Here is a 22158-nt window from a genome sequence, read left to right as displayed (position 1 = left end):
TGTTTCTGTCTTTTACTTTAGGAAAAATTTTTCAATGACCTCTGCAATTCCATCCTCATCATTACTATTTATGGTAATATAATCTGCCACATCTTTTACTTTTTCCTGTGCATTTGCCATAGCCACCCCAAGACCCGCATACTGAATCATGGAAATATCGTTAAATCCGTCTCCACAGCACACCATCTCTTCCCTTTCGATTCCGAGAATCTTTAACAGACGTTCCAGACAATATGCCTTATCCACATTTTTCGGAAGCACCTCCAGGAAATATGGTTCCGAACGGAATACCTGCGCTTCTAACTGATATTTCTCGGCAATGACTGGTTCAATACTCTCTAATAATTCACCGTCAGCCGTTAAAATACACTTGTTAACCGGAAAATTGACATAAGATTTAAAATCCGGTTTTTTAATCACAGGAAGTGTCGTAATTCTGGATTCTATCATAATATATTCATCCGGTATTTTTGCAGAAATAATAGAATCCCCCTCATAAGTCATAAGACCCGTTCCATAATGCATGGCATCGTCATATAATTTCTTTGGAATCCCAATCGGAAGTTCTTTCGAATAAATACATTCTTTTGTTTTCCAGTTAATAATTCTTGCTCCGTTAAATGCGAGCACATAACTTCCATACTCAGCAAAATCCAGTTCATCTGCAACTGCCACAATTCCCTTTGTCGGACGACCCGATGCAATCGCTACCGGAATCCCTTTTTTTTGAAGTTCTAAAATTGCTTCTTTTGTCTTTGGGGTAATCTCTTTTTTAGAATTTGTCACTGTTCCATCAATATCCAATACCAACAATTTATAACTCATTTTTAAAAAATCCTCCTCAATTTCTCAGATGTTTAACCAAATCAAGTAAGTCCCCTGCTTCAATTGCGAAAAGCAATAAGCAGGGGTGGGGACTTGCTTATATCAGGAGGGGGCAATCCCCTTCTGATAAGCTGCGTAGCAGCTATTTGGTTATGAGCAAGTAGCGAAGCGGATTGCGAATATCCACTTGACTCTGAAACCAGTTTAACACAAAAAGTTTTCTCAACCAACCTCGTTGGGGGCATATTTTTCTTTTTCTCCTAATAAGTTATAAAAAGGAATACCAGGAGGGAATACTATGAGTGCGAAAACCAAAATTGTTGTACTACATACGAAAGAAGTGATTTATACCGTGCTTTTTGTTGTACTTGCCATTGTGCTTGCAGTCCTTCTTTTTTTGATGTTCGGAAAAGACAAAAAGACCACTTCTTTCTCAGGCTCTCCCGCCAAATATCACGCCGGTATCTATAAAAGCCCAATTACACTCGATAACAACACCTTTGATGTCGAAGTCACGGTCGATGAACATGAAATCACCTCTATCTCCATGACAAATTTAAGTGAAGCAACAACTGCTATGTATCCACTGATGGAACCGGCACTCGAATCCCTTGCGAATCAAATTTATGCAACCCAGTCCACAAAAGATCTTACTTATGCCGAAGAAAACAAATATACTTCGATGCTGTTGTTAGATGCAATTAACTCGGCACTTGATAAAGCAAGGGCAGATTAAGAAGATCTACAAAAAATGGCTCCGAACAAAAGTCCGAAGCCATTTTTACTGCCTACTATATACTTATTATTTAATTGCACCTTCTACCATACCCTGAATAATCTGTTTCTGTGCAAACAGGAACAAGATAATAATCGGAATCATGGCAAGCAGAGCTGCTGTCAGGATTAAATCCCATTGTTTTACATAAGAACCTACAAAACTGCTTACTGCAACCGGAAGAGTTTTGATTCTTCCGTTTAATCCAAGCATCAGAGATGGAAGGAGGTAATCGTTCCAAATCCAGATACCATTTAAGATTAATACTGTAACCTGAATTGGTTTTAACAGCGGGAAGATAATTCGAAAGAATGTACCCTCAGGACTGCATCCATCAATCCATGCAGCTTCTTCCAACTCATACGGAATTCCTTTTACAAAACCATGAAGGATGAATACAGACATTGAACCACCGAATCCAAGATAAGCAAAAATAATTCCTTTGTAACTTTGAAGCATCTGAATTCCCAAAAACTCTGAAGTTTCACGGAAAGTAGATAACAGTGGAAGCATTACAACCTGGAATGGAATAACCATTGCTGATACAAATAACATAAAAATGAAATTAGACCATTTTGTTTTATTTCTTACTAAAACCCAGGCTGCCATACTGGAAAACAAAGTCAGTAAAATCAGAGATACTGCTGTAATTAACAGGGAACTAAAGAAAGAACCCCAGTAATTAAAGTTATCATTATGGATAACATTGCTCATGTTGGTCAACAGCTGTCCCCAGTTTTTTGGTAAAGAAATCGGGCTGATGACAATACTTGCACTATCCTTTGCAGAGTTGATTATAACCAGTAAGAATGGAGCTAACATCACAATTGTCAGAAGAATTCCTACAATCTCAGCGATTGTTGTTCTTATTTTTTGTGCTTTCATTACATTTCAACCTCCTTCTTTTTACTGATTGTAACCTGTGTCAGAGACACAATTGCAAGAATAATAAAGAATATAACCGCTTTGGTCTGACCAAGTGCATACTGGTTCTTTCCAATCGCTGTATTATAAATATTCAATGCTAAAAATTCTGTAGACTGTACCGGTTTTCCGGAAAGAATACGAGTTGGTGCACCATTGGTAATAGCAAGGTTCAAATCAAACTGTTTAAATGAGTTAACCAAAGTCAGGAAAATACAAATTGTGAATGTATTTGCAATCATCGGTACTTTGATTTTCAGCAGAGTCTGAAGTGTATTTGCACCATCTACATTGGATGCTTCCAGAATATCTTTTGGCACACTCTGTAAACCGGTTACATAAATCATCATGATATATCCTGCATACTGCCAGGTACTTACAATTAAAATTGCCACAAGCGCAAGGTTCGGATTTGTCAGCATGGAAACACTTCCTGAAATTACAGAAACTGCAACTTTATTGAAAATGAACTGCCATACATAACCAAGTACAATTCCACCAATCAGGTTCGGAATGAAATATGCTGCACGATAGAAGTTACGACCTTTTACTTTTGAAGTACAAAGCAGCGCCAGTGCAAATGCTACAATATTTACGCTCAGCATATTAATTACTGTGTAAATAAAAGTCACAACAAAAGAATATACATAATCCTTAGACTTGAACATTGTAATGTAGTTTCCAAGTCCAACAAAATTATCATATTTTATTCCGTTCCAGTCTGTCATAGAATAAAAGATACCACAGACAAACGGAATAAGCACAGTTACTGCAAATGCAAACAGCAGTGGAAATAAAAATAATACATAAATAATTGAACGGTGTTTCTTCGTTGGCAGCAGGTAAAGCCCTACAATAAGCAATACCGCTCCTGCGATTAAAAGTCCTCCCCGAAAGGAAGTTCCTGTTCTCATAAAATCCATGTACAACGCCGCTACCATTGCTATAATTCCAGCTACAATTGCTGCACATGATATTGCTTTTTTCGACTGATTCATCCCTAACTCTCCCATCAAATATTTACCGGCTGTCTTTATTATAAGACAGCCGATAAAACCTATTATTTACTTGATGCTACATAATCTGCTATTGAAGAAGCCATTGTACTTACAAATCCCTCTTTATCAAGCTGACCTTTTGCATACAGCTCAAATACAGGACCAGTTGCATTCATAGCCATGTTATCCGGCTGTGTTACCCAATCCCATGCATAAGTTTTTCCAGATTCAATATAAGGAAGCATACTCTGTGCAAGTGGTGTAGAAGGTTTTAATGTACAAGATTTAAATGGAGAAACCATACCGCAGTTTTCTACAAGTGCTTTCTGACCTTCTTCGGATTCAGCAAGTGCTTTTAAGAATTCTTTACAAGCATCAATTTTATCACTCTTATTGTAAATTCCCCATAAACTTGGTGTATCAACGATAAGACCGTCTGTATCTTCTTTTGTAAATGCTGATGGAGCAAGTCCACATGCAAATGTTGCATCATAAGTTGGTAAAGATGGGTCAATCCAGTTACCCTGTGTGATAAATGCTGCTTTTCCAGTTGCCCACAGAGCCAGCTGATCATCATAAGTACCGGAAATCAATACATTCTGGTCTGAGTAATCAAATAATAACTGTAACCAGTCTGCGAACTGTCCCATTCTATCTTCATCAATTTTTCCTTCATTGTTTACCATATCAATATATGTTTTATCATCACGGTCAACTCCCTGTGAATAATAAGCTGCTAATAAGTGGTTACCGGTTGACCAGTACATCTGTCCGGATTCTGCTGCAACTGCACAAACAGATGTCAGTCCAAGTTCATCTTTCATACCGTCAATTTTTTCAAATGCTGCTTTATAAGCATCAATGTTTGTCAGAGTAGAAGGATCAATTCCTGCTTTATCTAAGATATCTTTGTTATATGCAAGACCAATTCCTTCCAGTGAGAATGGCATACCATATACTTTTCCGTCATCTCCCTTAAATGCGTAATCAGTATCTTCAATCCAGTCTTCTCCGTCAAGTGGTTCTAACCAGTCACTGAAAGAAGATTTATAAGAGTCAGGACCAAATGCAAAGATATCTGGCATGTTTCCTGCTGCGTAGTAGTTCTTCAGCTGACCATTTACGTCAACACCACCACCTAAAGATTCGATTACAACTTCCTGTCCGGTTTCTTCTTCATACTGTTTTGCAAAATCTTTTAAGGCCGAGTCAATTTCAATTTTTGTATTTACAAAACGGATTGCATCTTTATTGGCACTGCTTGAAGCTGCGCTGGAATCACTGGAGCTGTCTGAAGAACTGCTTCCTGAACTGCTTCCACATGCACCTAATGTCATTGTCATCGTTCCTGCAAGTAAAACTGCTAACCATTTCTTTTTCATCTCTTTTACCAACCTTTCTTGGAATTTTCATCTTTTTTCTTTATCACTTATGCGCATAAGTTCTTGATGAAATTATCATAGCACCCCTTTCGTTAAAAAGCAATACTTTTTATATGCCATTCTATACATTTCTACATTTTCACCAGTATTACTACTTATTTTCATGGTATTGCAACCTATTTTTTGTATATTTTGCAGTAATAGGTTTTCCGCAAAACCTTTTTTCGTTTATTTTTCGTTTATCTTATGCGCAAAAGTAATTCCATTTTTCGACTTTTTTCATTTTGCGCATAAGTATTTTGAAGTCAAAAAATGACATTCTGCTTTCGGCAAAATGTCATTTTTCTGTCTCTCATTTTCTATATTCTTAAATTTTTTTTACAGAATCCCGAATTACAAGTTCTGTTCCAAGCTGAACAATTTTATCTTCGGATTCTCCCTCTATCAGTTTTAATAGTTCCTCTACTGCTGCAATTCCTTTTGCCTGAATGTCCTGTCGGACTGTCGTAAGCGCCGGACGCACTATTCTTGAAATCGGAACATCATCAAATCCTGCGATGGAAATCTCTTCCGGAATTTTTCTTCCTCTATCCAAAAGCATATTTTCAATGTATACCGCATAATAATCCGAAGCACACAGAAGAGCCGTATATGAAAATGATTTCTCATAAATCTCATCCATATTTTGAGGCTCTCCTGCATCGCTGGCATAAATTTGAATAAAATTTTCTTCCCTACTTACCGGAATGTTCGCTTCTTTTAGCGCCCTGCAAAATCCCTGAAATCTTATTTTATCCAGATTTACCAAGTTATCAGCAAGGAAAGCAAGCTTTCTGTGACCACACGAAATAACGTATTTTGTCAGCAAATATTCCGCCTGTTCATCCTCGATCCTGATGTTGACACAGTTTCCCAGACCATTTGTATCATAATCATCAATAATCGCAATCGGATTTTTAAAGCGCTCTTTTAAATAACGGATATCACCCTCTACAAATCCTGAAGTAATCAGCCCGTCCATGTTCCAGGACATCGTAAACTGCTGAACCTGATGCACATCGTCGACTGCATATACCATCAGGTAATATCCTTTTTGCCGTACATGCCTTTCAATCGCACCTAAAATTCTACCAATAAATGGGTCTTCAAATCGGTTCGCTATCTTATTCTGTTTTGATTTAATCAACAAGCCAATAATCTTTGATCGTTTACTCGCAAGGTTTCTTGCATTGATATTTGGTGTATAGTCATATTTTTTTAAAATTTTCTGAATTCGTTCGATATTAGCCGGTGAAACTTCTTTTGTCTTGCCATGAATAACATTCGAAACAGTCGTTGTGCTGACTCCGAGCTCCTGCGCCATTTCTTTAATTGTAACCATTCTTTACTCCTGTTTTTACACTGCTCTTCTGACTGCTCCCACAGGCAGACCTATGGATTTTCTCCATAATTTATAGCAGTTTTACTTCTATTTTTTTCTCACGACTTCCAGTATACACACAATTTCCATCTTTCTCAATAGTGATTCTGCCATAATTGTCCGGATTCTCATAATCTTTTCCCATTCCATCATCTTCGTACCACACATATTCGGCTTTTGTCTTTACAAATGCCAGCGCTTTGACATGGTCACAGTCTACTTCATCTGCATACTCGCCACCATCTGTCAGTACCAAAATTTTATTCGGACGTACGAAAACTAACATTTCAAACAAGCCTGCTTCTACATAGTGATGTCCTGCCGGGAGAATTTCCGTATCGTAATCATCCACGCCTCTAAAGCGAAGCATTGCCATTTCCTCCGGAAGATAGACATATCTGCCTTTTGCATTCTGGTTATAAACCGGAGCAATCATTAAACTGTCTCCAACCAAAAGCTGGTCTTCTACCTGAGAAGCAAATTCATCATCTGTGTATACAAAAGATAATGGTTTGAAGTACATTTCACTGTTTAAGGCAGATTTCATATACTCGCTGTAAATATAAGCCAGCAGACCATAGCGAATATTAATGATTTTTCTAAATTCTTCTACATGGTCAAAACGATATACTTCCTGTTCTCTTGTTCCCATTGCACTGTGATTTCTCATCAGTGGAGAGAACATGGCAAGCTGAGTCCATCTCATAACCAAATCTTCCGTTGCATCTGCACCAAATCCACCGATATCTGCACCGGTATAAAGAATTCCAACCATGTTTAAGGACGGCATCATACGCAGATTCAACAACAGATGATTCCACCAGGATTTATTATCTCCAGTCCAGATTCCACCATAACGGTGCATACCAATATAAGAAGAACGAGAGAACATTAAAATTCGTTTTTCCGGGCTTAAGCGTTCAAATGCCTCTCCTGCCGCACGGGTCATATTATAACCAAACAAATTATGTACTTTATCGTGGCGCATCATTTTTCCATCTACGTTATGATAGAACTTCTTAAAGTCATCTGTATTGTTTGCCAGACTTCCAACCAGACCGGTAAACTGCTGGAACGTATCCAAATCAAGGTTTTTATCTTTCAATTCTGCAATCTTATCAAAGGTTTCATCCATTCTATCCTGTGCAAAGAAAATAGACGGCTCATTCATATCATTCCAGAACCCTTCAATTCCCTGATCTAACAGCACCTGATATTTATTTCCAAACCACTCTCTCGCTTCTTTGTTTAATACATCCGGGAAATGCACTTTTCCGGGCCATACTCCGGCTACAAAGTATTCCCCATTTTCTTTCTTACAGAAATAACCCTTTTCAATGCCTTCTTCATATACGTCATAGCCTTCTTCAACTTTTACACCTGCGTCAATAATCGGCACTAAATGAATGTGCTGTGCTTTCATCTCTTTTACAAATTCAGGAAAATCCGGAAAACGTTCCTGATTTACCGTAAAGTCTTTAAACCGCTCCATGTAATCAATATCCATGTAAATACTTTCGAGCGGAATTTTCTTTTCTCTGTGTCCTTTTACCACTTCACGGATATCAGCTTCATTCATATAACCCCAGCGACTCTGCTGATAGCCAAATGCCCACTTCGGAGGAATATAGCTTCTTCCAATCAGCTGACGAAACTGTTTTACAATGTCTAAAATGCTTTCTCCTGTCATTACATAAACATCTGCATCCGGTTCACTTAATGTAATTTTTAGTTCATTTAAATGCGTATATCCCACATCAAAGGTAATGATTCCCGGATAATCAAAAAACACACCAAATTGCTCTTTTCCTCCATCTAAAACCAAAAAGTTATGAGACGCATATAAAGAGGTGCGATCCTCTACATGGTTCGGTTCATCTGCGCAGCAGCTCTTATAAATCCAGCCTCTCTTGTTAATTCCACGTACATTTTCACCCAGACCATACACCTTTTCTTCGTTTTCCAGTGTATACTCGAACTGAAGCTGTTCCTCCGTTTTTACCACTGTAAAATACGGAACATCCCCGTTCTGTACCTCTAATTTTTGTACCACTGCATCGGTCTGAAATGGATTTCCATAAGTGTATTTTGTTATCATGTCTTAGTTTCCTCCTTTATTTTTTATGTACTCTCGGACTTTTACTGCCTTTACACATATTAGCCCATTTCCAATTCCATTTTTTGTATCATAGCATGGCATTTTATTTCTATCAATCCCTTTTGCGCATAATCCACATGTGATACAATAATTCATCCAGTATTTCGGCTCTTTTTTAGTTTATTTTTTATAATTTTCGTCAAATAAGACAAAAAACTGCCGATGTTATCCGACAGTTTTTTTTGATTTTTATCCCCTATAATGTTTCTATAATGTTTCCAATTCTTCAATCCAGATTCGAACACAGGCATCGCTTGGCATTCTTAAATCTCCTCTTGGAGAAACTGCCACACTTCCGACCTTCGGTCCATCCGGCAGACAGGAACGTTTAAACTGCTGAGAGAAAAATCTCCAATAAAATTTTTTCAGCCATTTTAAAATCACTTCTTCTTCGTATTTTCCTTCAAAGGCTTTTTTTGCAATTCGGTAAATTTTTTTCGGGCTGCACTGGAAACGAAGTAAATGATACAAGAAGAAATCATGCAGTTCATAAGGTCCTACCAAATCTTCTGTTTTCTGGGAAATCACACCATCTTTTGGAGGAAGAAGTTCCGGGCTGACCGGAGTATCTAAAATATCCAGCAAAATATCAGAAAGTGCTTCTTCGTCGCAGGTGTCTGCATAATATCTTACAAGATGGCGCACCAGTGTTTTCGGCACAGAAGCATTGACGCCATACATGGACATATGGTCTCCATTATAAGTTGCCCAGCCAAGCGCAAGTTCGGACAAATCACCGGTACCGATTACCATTCCGCCAAATTTATTAGCAATGTCCATGATCACCTGAGTACGCTCTCTTGCCTGTCCGTTTTCGTAAGTAACACTGTGGTCAGACGGGTCATGTCCAATATCTTCAAAATGCTGAGTCACTGCTTTTTTAATATCTACTTCTTTTAAGGTTGCCCCAAGACGTTTTGTCAACTCACAGGCATTTGTGTAAGTACGGTCCGTTGTTCCAAAACATGGCATAGTGACTGCTAAAATCTGTTTTCTGTCAAGTCCGCATAAATCAAAGGCTCTTGCCGTAACCAAAAGTGCAAGTGTAGAATCAAGTCCACCGGAAATTCCAAGCACGGCGCACTGACTCTTTGTGTGTTCCAGACGTTTTTTGAGTCCCATTGCCTGAATTGTCAGAATTTCATCACATCTTCTGTCTCTTTCCCCTTTTGCATCCGGCACAAATGGATTTGCATCGATAAAACGTTCCAGTTTTGTCTCGGTTACATTTAAATGAAATGGAATCACCTGATAATTTTCTTTTCCCTCTGACTGCCAGGTTGTATTTTTTCTGCGCTCTCCGACTAAACGACTCATATCTAACACACTGTAAATCGTTTCATTTGCGAAGCGTTTTGCTTCTTTTAAAATCGTACCATTTTCTGCAATTATATTATGTCCGCTGAATACTACATCCTGCGTGGATTCTCCATTTCCTGCGGAGGCATAAATATAACCACAAAGCAGTCTTGCAGACTGACCGGAAACCAGATTTCTTCTGTACTCATCTTTTCCGGTCGCCTCATCACTCGCAGACGGATTGATAATCAAAGTAGCACCAGAAAGGGCATGAGAAATACTTGGCGGATTCGGTGCCCACAAATCTTCACAGACTTCTACTGCTGTTACAAGCTGTGGCAGTTCTTCACAGACAAATAAGAGATTTTGTCCAAAAGGTACTTCTCTTCCGTACCAGTTTACCATTCCCTCAAATGCACGGCCTGCTGTAAAATGACGTGCCTCATAAAACTCTGCATAATTCGGCAAATGGTGTTTTGGCACAAATCCTAAAACTTTTCCACCCGAAATTACAGCTGCTGTATTATACAGCTTCTGGTTAAATTCCAGCGGAAGCCCCACAATAATCAAGCCTTCCACTTCTTCTAACTCTTCTTCAAGTTTGTGAAGTTCTTCCTTCGCACGCACAAGAAGCAGTTCCTGCCAGAACAAGTCTGAACAGGTATATCCCGTAATACAAAGCTCCGGAAATGCCATCACCTTTGTTCCTGCTTCTGCCATTTCTTTTACTTTTTTTACAATCTCTTCCCGATTGTGCACGCAATCTGCCACTAAAATATCCGGCGTTGCAGCTCCCACTTTTACAAAACCGTCTCTCATCTCGTACCCGACCTTTCCTTATGCTCTTGTACAGCGTTTTAAAATACTTTTCAGTTCGTCTACTGTAAAGATATAATTTTTATTACAGAAATGACAATTTAACTCAATTTCTTTTCCATCATCAATCATTTCTTTGATTTCTTTTTTACCAACACTGATTAACGCTTTTTCCACACGTTCTTTACTACAATTGCAATGGAACTGTGTCGGCACTGTCTCCATGATTTCCACATCGAATCCATCTAAAATCAATTTTAATAAACTTTCCGGTGTATGTCCTTCCTCTAACAGACTGGTAACAGAAGTTACTTTCTTTAAGTTTTCTTCCAATTTGTTAATCACTTCGTCATCTGTAAATGGCATTAACTGAATGATAAATCCTCCTGCCTGTTTTACGGTATTATCTTTTTCCATCAACACTCCAAGACCTACAGAGGACGGAACCTGCTCACTTGTTGCAAAATAATAAGTCAAATCTTCTGCAATCTCACTGGTCTGCAAAACAGTCTGTCCCACATAAGGCTCTTTCATACCCATATCTTTGATGACGTTCATAAATCCTACGCCAACCGCACCGGCAACATCTAATTTTCCCTTGTCATTAGCATGTAAAATAACATTTGGATTTCCAACATAACCTTTTACATTTCCTTTGGAGTCTGCAGTTACTGTGATTCCCTCAAGTGGCCCTCCTGCTTTAATTTGAAGAGTTAAAATATCTTTTTCCCCCTTCATCATCACGCCCATCATGCTTCCTGCAGTAAGAAGACGTCCTAATGCCGCTGTTGCCACCGGACTTGTATTATGTGCTGCTCTGGCTGTCTCAACTAATTCTTTTGTAGTTGCCGCAAATGCACGAATCTGATTATTTGCGGCAGTTGCTCTTACAATGTAATCTCCCATTTATTTCCAATCTCCTAATTTTTCTTTTTTCCATGTTCTCTTGCAATCACATAAATCCGTTCACTTTTTTCATTCACCGGATTTTTTGTAAATGCATCATAAGCCGTAACAAATTCCATGCCGGCTTTTTCTAACAATTCTTTTACCAGCTCCAACTCATAAGCCCGCTGATAATGAACTTCTTCATATTTTCGATAAAGACCATCCTTGCCCTCCGGAATAAACAATGCCAAATCATATTCATTAATTTGTTCTTCTTCATCATAATAATTATCCCAGATAAAGCTGGCATCCTCGCGATTCTCCGCAATCGTCTGTTCTCCAAGGATTTTTTCATACTTATAGACGGTATTTAAGTCAAAAATAAAAACACCCTCCGGGTCAAGATAATTGTTTACCAGTTTAAATACTTCCAGCAAATCCTCATCTTCGGTAATATAATTCATGCTGTCGCAAATTGAGACGATCGCTTTTACTGTTCCATACAATTCAAACTCCCGCATATCCTGACAAAGATAAAGAATATCCTGACCTTCTTCCTCTTTCTTTTCCAGTGCGATTTCCAGCATATCCGGTGCATTGTCCACACCAATCATATCGTATCCGGCATCGGAGAGCAGTCTGGTCGCATTTCCTGTTCCACAGCCCAGTTCCAGTACCAGTCCGTCATCTACTTCATATTCTTTTAAAAGCCCAGTCAGATAATTACACCACTCCTTGTAGGGTATATTATCCATGAACATATCATACACCCGGGCAAAACTTTCATAAGCGCTCAAAAAACATTCCTCCTGTGCACATATTCTTTTTTATCTTAACATAAATCAGGGTTGGGGTCAAAAAAAATCGACTGTACCCTTAAGCACAGCCGACTAATGATTTATGCCCTCTCAGAATCTTTGTATACACGTATCATAAAGACTCCAAACGTTCATTTTATTTTTTTATAAACCTGTTTTTTCTGCAATGAATTTTCTTGCTTTGATTGCATATTCTAAAGGATTTGCCTTTGCAGGATCCTGTTCTGCTTCTACTAACATATATCCTTCATAACCTGCATCTTCAAGCACTTTGAAAATCGGGTCAAAATCAATACATCCATCGCCCGGTACAGTAAATGTTCCAAGACGTACACCCTCTAAGAAGCTTAAGTTTTCATTTTTTACTTTTTCTACTACTTCCGGACGGATATCTTTTAAATGTACATGTTTGATTCTGCTGACATATTTTTTTACCATTTCAAGCGGATCTGCTCCACAGTAAGTAAAATGTCCGGTATCAAATAATAAGCTGACATATTCCGGGTCTGTATTTTCCATCATACGCTCTACTTCATCCGGATTCTGTACAACAGTTCCCATGTGATGATGGAAAGTAAGAGAAATTCCGTATTCCTCTTTTGCGATCTTTCCAAGTTTGTTCATTCCTGTACAGAATGTATCCCACTCTTCATCATTCATTACATATTTATGTCCAAAAATCGGAGTGTCCTGCATTCCCTGCACACTGTGACTCTGTTCAGAAGCTCCAATAATCTTTGCACCCATTGCCTTTAAAAAAGTCAGCTGTGCACGAAATTCTTTTTCTACTTCTTCAAATGGTTTTGTGATTAAAAAAGAAGAAAACCACTGATTACAGATCTCCACGCCACGAAGTTCCAATGCTTTTTTCAGAACTTCCGGGTCTTTTGGATATTTATTTCCTACTTCAGAACCGGTAAATCCTGCGAGTGCCATTTCACTGACACACTGTTCAAATGTATTTTCTTTTCCTAAATCCGGAAGGTCGTCATTCGTCCATGCAATTGGTGCAATTCCAAGTTTTACTTTTTCTTTATTAAGCATCTTTTCTATCTCCTGCTGTTCTTTTTAGTCAAGTGGATATTCGCAATCCGCTTCGCTACTTGCTCATAACCAAATAGCTGCTACGCAGCTTATCAGAAGGGGCTTGCCCCCTCCTGATACAAGCAAGTCCCCACCCCTGCTTATTGCTTTTCGCAATTGAAGCAGGGGACTTACTTGATTTGGTTAAAAAAATACCACGAAAGTCTCTACATAATTTCAGAAATTTTAACCGGTCTGTGTTCTTCTAGAGATTTCTTAGCTGCCAGTCCCATTAATACCGGTTTTAATCCATCCATTACGTTAAGAGGAGTTTCTTTATCATTTTCAATTGCATCGATAAATGCTGCAATTTCTTTTCCATAAGCATCCATATATCTCTCTAAGAAGAAGAACAATGGTTTTTCACCTGTTACACCATCTGCGTTGCTGATAACTGCGGAAGACTGACTGTCATTTTTCATAGAAACCATACCTTCTGAACCAAATACTTCTGCTCTCTGGTCATATCCGTAAACTGCTTTTCTACAGTTATCGATAACAGCGATTGCTCCGTTTTCCATCTGAAGTGTAATAACAGCGGTATCTACATCTCCTGCTTCTCCGATTGCCGGGTCTACTAAGTTTGCACCCTGAACATAAACTTCTGTTGCATCGCATCCAGCTAAGAAACGAACCATATCAAAATCATGAATTGTCATATCAAGGAACATTCCTCCGGATACTTTTACATAATCAATGCTTGGTGGCTCAGGGTCGCGGGATGTAATCTTGATAATCTCCGGTTTACCAACCTTTCCTGCTGCAACTGCCTGCTGAACTGCTTCAAAGTTATGGTCAAATCTTCTGTTAAATCCAACCTGGTATTTTACGTTTGTTCCTTTTAAGGCATCGATTACTTCCTGAATTTTTGCAATATCATGGTCAATTGGTTTTTCACAGAAAACATGTTTTCCGGCTTTGATTGCTTCTAAGGAAATCGGGGAATGGGTGTCTGTTGAAGAACAGATTAAAACTGCATTGATTTCCGGGTCATTGATGATTTCTTTGTAATCTCTTGTTGTGTGTTCTACACCCATGCTCTTTGCCCATTCTGCTGTTTCATCATTTAAAAATGGGTCTGCAACTGTTTTAATCACTGCATCTTTTACTCTTGTTGAAATACTTGTGATATGGACTCTTCCGATTCTTCCTGCTCCGATAATACCTACTTTTACCATTTTTTCATTCTCCTTTTTATGAATTTTATTGTTTTTGTTTTCTCTTGCGTGCCCGAGCACTTTCTCTTTATGTTGTTATAATACCATTGCGTGCCCGAAAACGCAACTCGGGATTTTGTACAATTTTACCAGAACAATTCTATCTAAAATTACCAAAAGCAGGAACTCGGCTTCTGCATCTGATTCGCCGATAGACTGGCAATATAGCAGAAAATAGTCAAGTGGATATTCGCAATCCGCTTCGCTACTTGCTCATAACCAAATAGCTGCTACGCAGCTTATCAGAAGGGGCTTGCCCCCTCCTGATACAAGTAAGTCCCCTGCTTATTGCTTTTCGCAATTGAAGCAGGGAACTTACTTGATTTGGTTAAAAACAAAAAATGAGAAAAATTACAGAACATGACAATTTTGTAATCTTTCTCAAAATATAATCAGCCGATATTATTATTTTCAATTCTAAGCATACGATATCCAATGCCAATATGTGTCTGGATATATTCCACTCCATTTTTCTCAGGCTCAAGTTTTTTCCGCAAGGTTGCCATAAAAACCCTGAGAGAAGCAATATCGTTATCTGAACATCGTCCCCAAATCTGCTGAGTAATATACATGTGGGTCAACACCTTTCCCACGTTACGTGACAAAATGCAAAGCAGCTTATACTCTATAGGTGTCAGATGTAGTTCCTCTCCCTTCAGATATGTGCAGCCTGCCATAAAATCTATCTTTAACTCTCCATTTTCAAAAATAGATGTTTTGTTCTGTTCATCTGTCTGTGTTATCGTAAGTCTTCTCTGTGTAACACGGATACGTGCAAGTAATTCCTCTACTGAAAATGGTTTTGTAATATAATCATCTGCTCCGGCATCCAGTGCCTCTATTTTGTCTGTATCTTCACTTCTGGCACTGATCACAATAATCGGCATGTTCGACCAGGTACGGATTTTTTTTATCACTTCTACTCCTTCTATATCGGGAAGACCTAAATCCAGAAGAACAATATCCGGATTATGGGACGAAGCCTCCAAAATCGCCGAAGAACCGTTTTCCGCAACCAAATATTTATAATCATGTGTTTTTAATGTAGTAACAATCAAATTACGTATGGGTTTGTCATCCTCAACCACCAGAATTAATGTTTTATTCATTTAATGTCACCTCGCTTAATGGTAAAGTAAAAATAAAATTGCATCCATGAGGAGCATGATCCGTCAGAACCAGAGTTCCATTATGTTCTTCTATGATAGAACGACAAAGTGCCAGACCAAGTCCCAGACTTCGATGACTATCCGCAATTGTTGTTTTTCCTGTATAGAACATCTCAAAAATATGCGGCTTCATCTCATCCGGGATTCCCGGACCGTTATCTTCCACACTTATCTGTGCTTTCCCATCTGCTTTGATTCCACGAATACAGATAATAGAACCCGGTGGTGTATATTTTATTGCATTATCAATTAAGTTTACCAAAACCTGTATAATAAGACGTACATCCATACGTGCAAGAACAAGCTCTTCACAGTCTGTCACTATTTTATACTCATCATGCTTCTTGTTAATATGCCGCAGAGACTCTGCAATCACTTCATCTAAAAGCTGATCTGTAAATTTAATTTTCAGTCTTCCGTCATTCAGTCTGGTAATAGAAAGCAAATTCTCCACAACTCCGATCAGCCATTCAGAATCATCATAAATGTCAGTATAGATCTGAGCCTTTGTAGCCTCATCCAAACGGTCGCCATTGTTAACCAACATATCTGCATTACCGGAAATAGAACAAAGTGGCGTTCGAAGGTCATGAGAGATTGCCCGCAGAAGATCTGCCCGCATCTGCTCGTTTTTGGCCAAAACTGCATTTTTCTCTTTTTCCATGGCGTTTTGTGCATTTTCCATTGCAAGCGCACATTCATTTATTACAGACAGCAGGATACTGTATTCAAAATAGTCCAGTGTTTCTTTTTGCATTGGTATTCCAACTACACCGTAAACATTGTCTCCACCCCGGATTGCCAGATATAAGCATTTGGCCTGTGGAAAATGATGAGTGGAAGCACCGGCACGCTGCCTGTTTTCATAGACCCATCTGGCTACACCCTGTTCTTCTGGTGTTAATATATTTTTTGCACTCTCTTTTTCCACCGAAAAAAGTTTTCCATCTGATAAATTTCCGTTTTCCACTACATACGCTGTAATATTGCGATTTAATAAGCGAAGAAGCTGAGTACAGGTAATATCAAGAATCTCTGTCCCTCCTTTTGCCTTTTGCAGCAGGCAATCCGTATCAAACAAAACTTGTGTACGAAAGGCAAGCTGAGCAGACAATTTTGCATGTGTTTTCAGCTTTGCTGCAAGTGCTCCCGTAAGCACAGATGAAATAAGCATTATGAGAAAAGTTACCGGATACCCTACCGCATAAGTCTGAAAAGACATCCTGGGTTCTGTCAGAAAAAAGCAAAATAAAAAAACACTTATAACAGATCCGACCACACTGCAAAGATAACCATCTGTCAAAATTGAAGTAAGCAAAACTCCCAATATATATATCGTTACAATATTTGTATCCGTGAAATTCAGTCTCTGAAACAGAAGACCAATCAAGGTACATACTGCAAATATAATTACCGTGAGGAAATAATCTTTCGCTGACGGTTTTTCTACATACCTTGCAAATGACCTCTTTTGATGAGTTCTGGTTTTTAGCGCATCCGGAATAATATGGATATCAATATCCGGTACAATTTCAATCAGTCTTTCTGTCAGAGTTGCTTTGCTGAAAAAGTGATTCCTCCTGGCATTACTTTGTCCGATTACAATTTTTGTTACATTGGATAATCTGGCATACTCTGCGATTTGTACCGGTATGTTTTCCCCATGAGTCATCACTATCTCTGCTCCCAGCTTTTCTGCATACTGTATATGTTCTTCTAGCTTTTCTTTATCTAAGACTTCTGACTTTGTACCAGTTCGTACATATAAGGCTGTAAAACGTGCCTGCAGCACCTTCACCATCTTGGCCGCTGTATCTATTATTTTTTTATTGGAGGGTGCTGCTGACAGACAAACCAGAATATGTTCGCTTAGCTCTTTATTATTCTCCTCTGCTTTGAAACTCATTTCATCTTCCACCCTTTTCTGCTGTTTTTAAAATTATATCATGCGACTGTGTTATGGTCAAAAGTCTTTTCTACCTCCTCTAAATATCCATCAAAAATCAATATTCCTTATTCCATTACCATCACTTATTCCATATCCTCTTCATGACAATCACGCTATATACGGAAACACTTCTGAAGATCCCGATACTCTCCTAATACCAGTAATTTATTATTCTCTGCAAAACATGTATCCGGAGAAATCGAAATAGTGAATTCTCCTTCTTTTTTTACCGCCAGAATATTAATATTGTAACGTTTTCTAATATCCAGCCCGCCTACTGTTTTTCCAATCCATTCCTCTGGTACTTCCACCTCAAAAATCGCATGGGAAGCATCCACCTCCATATAATCAAGGATATGATCATCTGTGTAACGGATAGATGCCCATTTCGCAACTTGCTTTTCCGGATAGACCACCTTATCTGCACCGTTGCGCAAAAGAAATTTTTCCTGGACATCACGTTCCGCTCTGGATATAACAAGTTGTGCTCCCAATTCCTTTAGAAGAGAAGTTGTTTCAAGGGAATTTTGAAAATCACCTCCAATCGTCACAAAGCAGATATCGTAGTTGCCAATCCCAAGAGATCGCAGAAATTCAGCATTTGTACTGTCCCCAATCTGGGCATTCGTCACAAATGGCAACACTTTATTCACCCTTTCTTCATTCCAGTCAACCGCCATAATCTCATGCCCAAGCTGATTAAGCTGTATAGCAATATGCCTTCCAAATCTTCCAAGTCCAATAATCAATATATTCTTCATAATATTTTTTTCTCCTTATCCAACTGTAATTTTCTCTAAAGGCAGCCTTGCATTTCCCCTGTTTCTTCCGGAAAATACTGCATAAATCAGGGTCAATCCCCCTACACGCCCAAGATACATCAGTATAATTAACACAACTTGTGAAAAAACATGAAGTTTCGGTGTAATTCCTAATGTCAGACCTACTGTACCTACAGCCGAAGCTGCTTCATATAGACAGTCCAAAAGAGGAATATCTTCGTATATGCTGATTGCAAGTCCACCGCAAAAAAACAATGTAAAATAAAGCATGGATATTGTTGCTGCATTTTTAATCGCATGATATTCCAGTCTCCGTCCAAAAGCCCCTGCATTTTCCTGGCTTCGAAATGTAGCTATTGCATTTAAAAGCAGTACTGTAAAAGTTGTCGTTTTCATTCCTCCTGCTGTAGATCCCGGTGAACCGCCAATCAGCATCAGCAGTATCATAACCGCACTTGATGCCTCACTCATCTCTGAAATATTTATAGTATTAAAGCCTGCAGTTCTTGTAGTTACTGATTGAAATGTGGCAGCTAACAGACGCTGCCCTGCAGGCAGATTTTTCAAATCATAGACAAAGAAAAAAACTGCCGGAAGGAAAATCAGACATGCCGTCGTCACGAGAATGATCTTGCTTTGCATACGGTAACGTTTAAAGTTCATTTTATTCATATAGATATCGTCCCAGGTGAGAAAACCGATCCCCCCTATAATAATCAACAGCATAATTACCACATTTACGATGGCATTTCCAGAATATCTCATCAGAGATGGAAATGTATTTTCTGTTGTTCCCAGAATATCAAATCCAGCATTACAAAAAGCAGAAACTGAATGGAAAACTGCCATCCAGACTCCCTTTAATCCATAATCCGATAAAAAAACCGGTAACAATAACATGGCTCCTACTGTTTCAATCAGAAGGGTTCCCTTTAAGATGAATCTTGTCAGTCTGACGATTCCTCCAACTTTAGGTGCTGAAATTGCATCCTGTATTGTGCTTCTTTGCATAAGAGATATTCTTTTTCCTGAAAGAATAGAAACCGCTGCCGCCACGGTTACTACTCCCAGTCCTCCTATTTGTATAAGCACAAGAATAACCGTCTGACCAAACACAGACCAATAGCTTCCTGTATCCTTTACTACAAGCCCTGTAACACATACTGCCGAAGTGGCTGTAAAAAGTGCCTCAGAAAATGGCGTTGGCACATTCTCCAAAGTAGAAATCGGAAACATCAACAGGATAGTGCCAAAAAGGATCACACCTGCAAAGCCCAGAATAATCAATTGAAAAGAGGTCAGATGCTTCTTACGTATTATCTTTGACATAAATAATTATAACTCCTTACTAATAATTCTAATGCTATATCTTCGTAATATATTTTATTATATGGCGTTCTGAGATTATGGAAATTGCATAGCAATGGAGCAATCCCGTTATATCTGTAAGTGCCAAAATTTACTTTTGACACTCACATCATTATATATGATTACTTTCAAAGATAGTATAAAAGTCTATGATTCTGTATTAAGATAGTATAAAGATTTTATTTTTAAATATGTTCTAATTATTCTGCCAACATTCTGAAAGATAATATTATAGCCACATGATTTAACAAAAAATCATGCGGCTTTATCGGAGAAAGTATTGCATTGAATAATGTGGTGTCTATTTACTTTGTAAGCTTCCTGTTATCAAAAGCCAGCCTCATCTGATGCCATTCAGCATTTCCGTGTGTAGATTTTTCCGACACACCCTCATCCAAAAAGCCAAATTTGGCATAATATGAAACCAGCTTTTCTTTACAGGTCAGCACAAGACCCTTACGTCCCTGCTGCTTTGCGTCATGAATTGCACGACGAATCAATTCCCCCGCATATCCGTTTCTGCGATAAGCCGGTAAAGTATTGACACCAAAAATCATCTGCCATGCTCCTTTTTCGTTGTGCATCTCTGCTTTTTCATACATTTCATCCGTCAAATCTGCTTCATCTGTAACAAAACCATCCACAAATGCAATCAGTTTTTCAGCTTCATACATCAGCCAGAAATGATTTCCATAATATCTGATTCTTTCAATAAATTCTTCTTCTGTTGCAGCTTCCGCAGGTGGAAAACACTCTGCCTCAACTTCGGCAACTGCCGTGATATCTTCTGCTGTTGCATATTTTATATTCATATTTTTTTCCTTTATCAAACAATTTTTAACATCTGAATCAGCAAAATCCATGCAAGTCCATAATAAGTCACAACCGCTACCAGGTCATTTACCGTCGTAATCAGCGGACCGGAAGCCACTGCCGGGTCTACTTTTATTTTATGAAAAAGGATTGGCACTAATGTTCCAACCAGACTTGAAATAATAATTGCTACTAAAAGTGAAATTCCAACACATCCGGAAATCAAAAAAGCACTTTCAAATGAATATCCTTTAAACAAAGCAATATAGATTCCCAGACAGACAAGTGCCATGATTCCAAGCAGTGCTCCATTACAAAATCCAACTTTCATTTCTTTAAATAATAATTGAAGTTTATCTTTACCACTTAAATTTTCATCCATCAATACTCGAATAGTAACAGCAAGGGACTGAGTTCCAACATTTCCGGCCATATCAAGAATTAAAGACTGAAAGCAGATTACAACAGGCAGGACTGCAACAACACCTTCAAACGCTCCTACAACTGTAGAAACTCCCATTCCAAGAAACAGCAGGATAACCAGCCATGGCAGACGCTTTTTCATACTCTCTTTTGTTGTTTCATTTAAGTCCTCTTCTGCTGACAAACCGGCAAGTTTTGCATAGTCTTCACCCATTTCATCATCAACAGCTTCTACAACGTCCTGTGCGGTGATGATACCTATAATTTTTTTATTTTTACTTAAAACAGGCAAAGAATCTTCCGCATAGTCCTTTATTTTTTCAATACTATCAGAAATTTTTTCCCGGTCCAATAAATAAGGATATGCATAACTGATTAAACTGTCTAACTCTTCATTTTCTCTTGCAATAATCAGGTCTTTTAAGTCAATCGCACCACAAAAGCATCCTTTCTCATCAACGACATAAATTGTTGTAATGTTATCATTTTCTCCAGCCTGACGAATCAGTTCATGCATTGCCTGACGAATCGTAAGATTCTGTCGGATGCAAATATAATTCGTTGTAATCAGACTTCCAATCTCATCTTCGTCATAAGAGTTAATCAACCGAATATCCGTCTTGGTTTCATCATCAATCATCGGACGAAGCTTAACCTTAACGCTTTCATCGATATCTTCCCATAAATCAACTGCATCATCTGCATCCATTTCATTAATAATTTCTGCCAGTTTATCAATGCCAATCTCTTCAATGTATTCTGACGGATTATCAATATACGCAATGATTTCTGCCATCCATTTTGCATCGAGTGCACTATATAAAAGATTTCGCTCTGCTCTGTTTAAAAACTCAAAACTTTGAGCAATATCATTTTCATGATAATCTCTAAGCTGTTCCCTCATTTCTTCTATGGAAGGGGATACTTTAATAATTTCAGCAATTTCTTTCGCAAAAATCGGTTCTTTTAATACTTCTTTTCTCATAATAAGCCTCCTCTCACCCTAAAAAAGGGCATAAAAAATCCATCGTAACAACTTCTGTTACACAATC

Annotated in this window: 18 protein-coding genes; 1 reads left to right on the top strand and 17 read right to left on the bottom strand. The window is 38.4% G+C overall.

Features of this window, described 5'->3' with window-relative positions; translation table 11 throughout:
- Positions 1–12: 12 nt before the first annotated feature.
- On the bottom strand, positions 13–825 hold the full coding sequence (locus ACYQ2D_RS13840) for a Cof-type HAD-IIB family hydrolase (protein WP_187558612.1): 813 nt from the start codon (positions 823–825) through the stop codon (positions 13–15).
- A 298-nt stretch (positions 826–1123) separates the two neighbouring features.
- On the opposite strand from ACYQ2D_RS13840, the gene ACYQ2D_RS13835 reads away from it, so the two are divergent.
- Positions 1124–1561, top strand: a complete 438-nt coding sequence (locus ACYQ2D_RS13835; RefSeq protein WP_117457770.1) for an FMN-binding protein — start codon at positions 1124–1126, stop codon at positions 1559–1561.
- A 66-nt stretch (positions 1562–1627) separates the two neighbouring features.
- Here the strand turns inward: ACYQ2D_RS13835 and ACYQ2D_RS13830 are convergent, their stop codons facing one another.
- From ACYQ2D_RS13830 to mgtE, 16 genes are all read right to left on the bottom strand, one after another.
- A complete protein-coding gene (locus tag ACYQ2D_RS13830) occupies positions 1628–2485 on the bottom strand; it encodes a carbohydrate ABC transporter permease (protein ID WP_117457771.1) in 858 nt (285 codons plus the stop codon).
- Positions 2485–3522 carry a carbohydrate ABC transporter permease gene (locus ACYQ2D_RS13825; protein ID WP_459785848.1) on the bottom strand — a complete coding sequence of 346 codons (1038 nt, stop codon included), beginning with the start codon at positions 3520–3522 and terminating at the stop codon, positions 2485–2487. Before ACYQ2D_RS13825 ends, ACYQ2D_RS13830 begins: the two co-directional genes overlap by 1 nt.
- A gap of 62 nt (positions 3523–3584) precedes the next feature.
- Complete coding sequence (locus ACYQ2D_RS13820) at positions 3585–4904, bottom strand: ABC transporter substrate-binding protein (protein WP_117457773.1); 1320 nt, start codon at positions 4902–4904, stop codon at positions 3585–3587.
- A gap of 367 nt (positions 4905–5271) precedes the next feature.
- Positions 5272–6285: a LacI family DNA-binding transcriptional regulator gene (locus tag ACYQ2D_RS13815; RefSeq protein ID WP_459785847.1), complete on the bottom strand. Its 1014-nt coding sequence runs from the start codon at positions 6283–6285 to the stop codon at positions 5272–5274.
- Positions 6286–6355: 70 nt separating this feature from the next.
- Complete coding sequence (locus ACYQ2D_RS13810; protein WP_459785846.1) at positions 6356–8422, bottom strand: glycoside hydrolase family 31 protein; 2067 nt, start codon at positions 8420–8422, stop codon at positions 6356–6358.
- Positions 8423–8689: 267 nt separating this feature from the next.
- Entirely contained in the window at positions 8690–10600 is a 1911-nt protein-coding gene (locus ACYQ2D_RS13805) for an NAD(+) synthase (protein WP_117457776.1), read from the bottom strand.
- Between the two features lie 18 nt (positions 10601–10618).
- The gene (gene hslO / locus ACYQ2D_RS13800) at positions 10619–11503 is read right to left on the bottom strand and encodes an Hsp33 family molecular chaperone HslO (RefSeq protein WP_022304112.1); all 885 of its coding nucleotides are present in this window, start codon (positions 11501–11503) and stop codon (positions 10619–10621) included.
- Positions 11504–11517: 14 nt separating this feature from the next.
- A complete protein-coding gene (locus ACYQ2D_RS13795) occupies positions 11518–12282 on the bottom strand; it encodes a class I SAM-dependent DNA methyltransferase (protein WP_117457777.1) in 765 nt (254 codons plus the stop codon).
- Between the two features lie 165 nt (positions 12283–12447).
- Positions 12448–13347: a myo-inosose-2 dehydratase gene (iolE, locus tag ACYQ2D_RS13790; protein WP_459785844.1), complete on the bottom strand. Its 900-nt coding sequence runs from the start codon at positions 13345–13347 to the stop codon at positions 12448–12450.
- 206 nt (positions 13348–13553) lie between these two features.
- On the bottom strand, positions 13554–14564 hold the full coding sequence (iolG, locus tag ACYQ2D_RS13785) for an inositol 2-dehydrogenase (protein WP_118701161.1): 1011 nt from the start codon (positions 14562–14564) through the stop codon (positions 13554–13556).
- 431 nt (positions 14565–14995) lie between these two features.
- The gene (locus ACYQ2D_RS13780; RefSeq protein ID WP_459785842.1) at positions 14996–15712 is read right to left on the bottom strand and encodes a response regulator; all 717 of its coding nucleotides are present in this window, start codon (positions 15710–15712) and stop codon (positions 14996–14998) included.
- Complete coding sequence (locus ACYQ2D_RS13775; protein WP_459785840.1) at positions 15705–17678, bottom strand: ATP-binding protein; 1974 nt, start codon at positions 17676–17678, stop codon at positions 15705–15707. Before ACYQ2D_RS13775 ends, ACYQ2D_RS13780 begins: the two co-directional genes overlap by 8 nt.
- Positions 17679–17833: 155 nt before the next feature.
- Positions 17834–18481, bottom strand: coding sequence for a potassium channel family protein (locus ACYQ2D_RS13770; RefSeq protein WP_118701162.1), 648 nt, complete (start codon positions 18479–18481; stop codon positions 17834–17836).
- 15 nt (positions 18482–18496) lie between these two features.
- Complete coding sequence (locus tag ACYQ2D_RS13765) at positions 18497–19831, bottom strand: TrkH family potassium uptake protein (RefSeq protein WP_459785839.1); 1335 nt, start codon at positions 19829–19831, stop codon at positions 18497–18499.
- Positions 19832–20175: 344 nt separating this feature from the next.
- The gene (locus ACYQ2D_RS13760) at positions 20176–20682 is read right to left on the bottom strand and encodes a GNAT family N-acetyltransferase (protein ID WP_459785838.1); all 507 of its coding nucleotides are present in this window, start codon (positions 20680–20682) and stop codon (positions 20176–20178) included.
- Positions 20683–20696: 14 nt separating this feature from the next.
- The gene (gene mgtE / locus ACYQ2D_RS13755; RefSeq protein WP_022302889.1) at positions 20697–22091 is read right to left on the bottom strand and encodes a magnesium transporter; all 1395 of its coding nucleotides are present in this window, start codon (positions 22089–22091) and stop codon (positions 20697–20699) included.
- Between the last annotated feature and the right edge of the window lie 67 nt (positions 22092–22158).

Source organism: Blautia stercoris (assembly GCF_054657695.1).
Note: the sequence above shows the minus strand (reverse complement) of the source record. Positions and strands in the feature narration are given on the sequence as shown.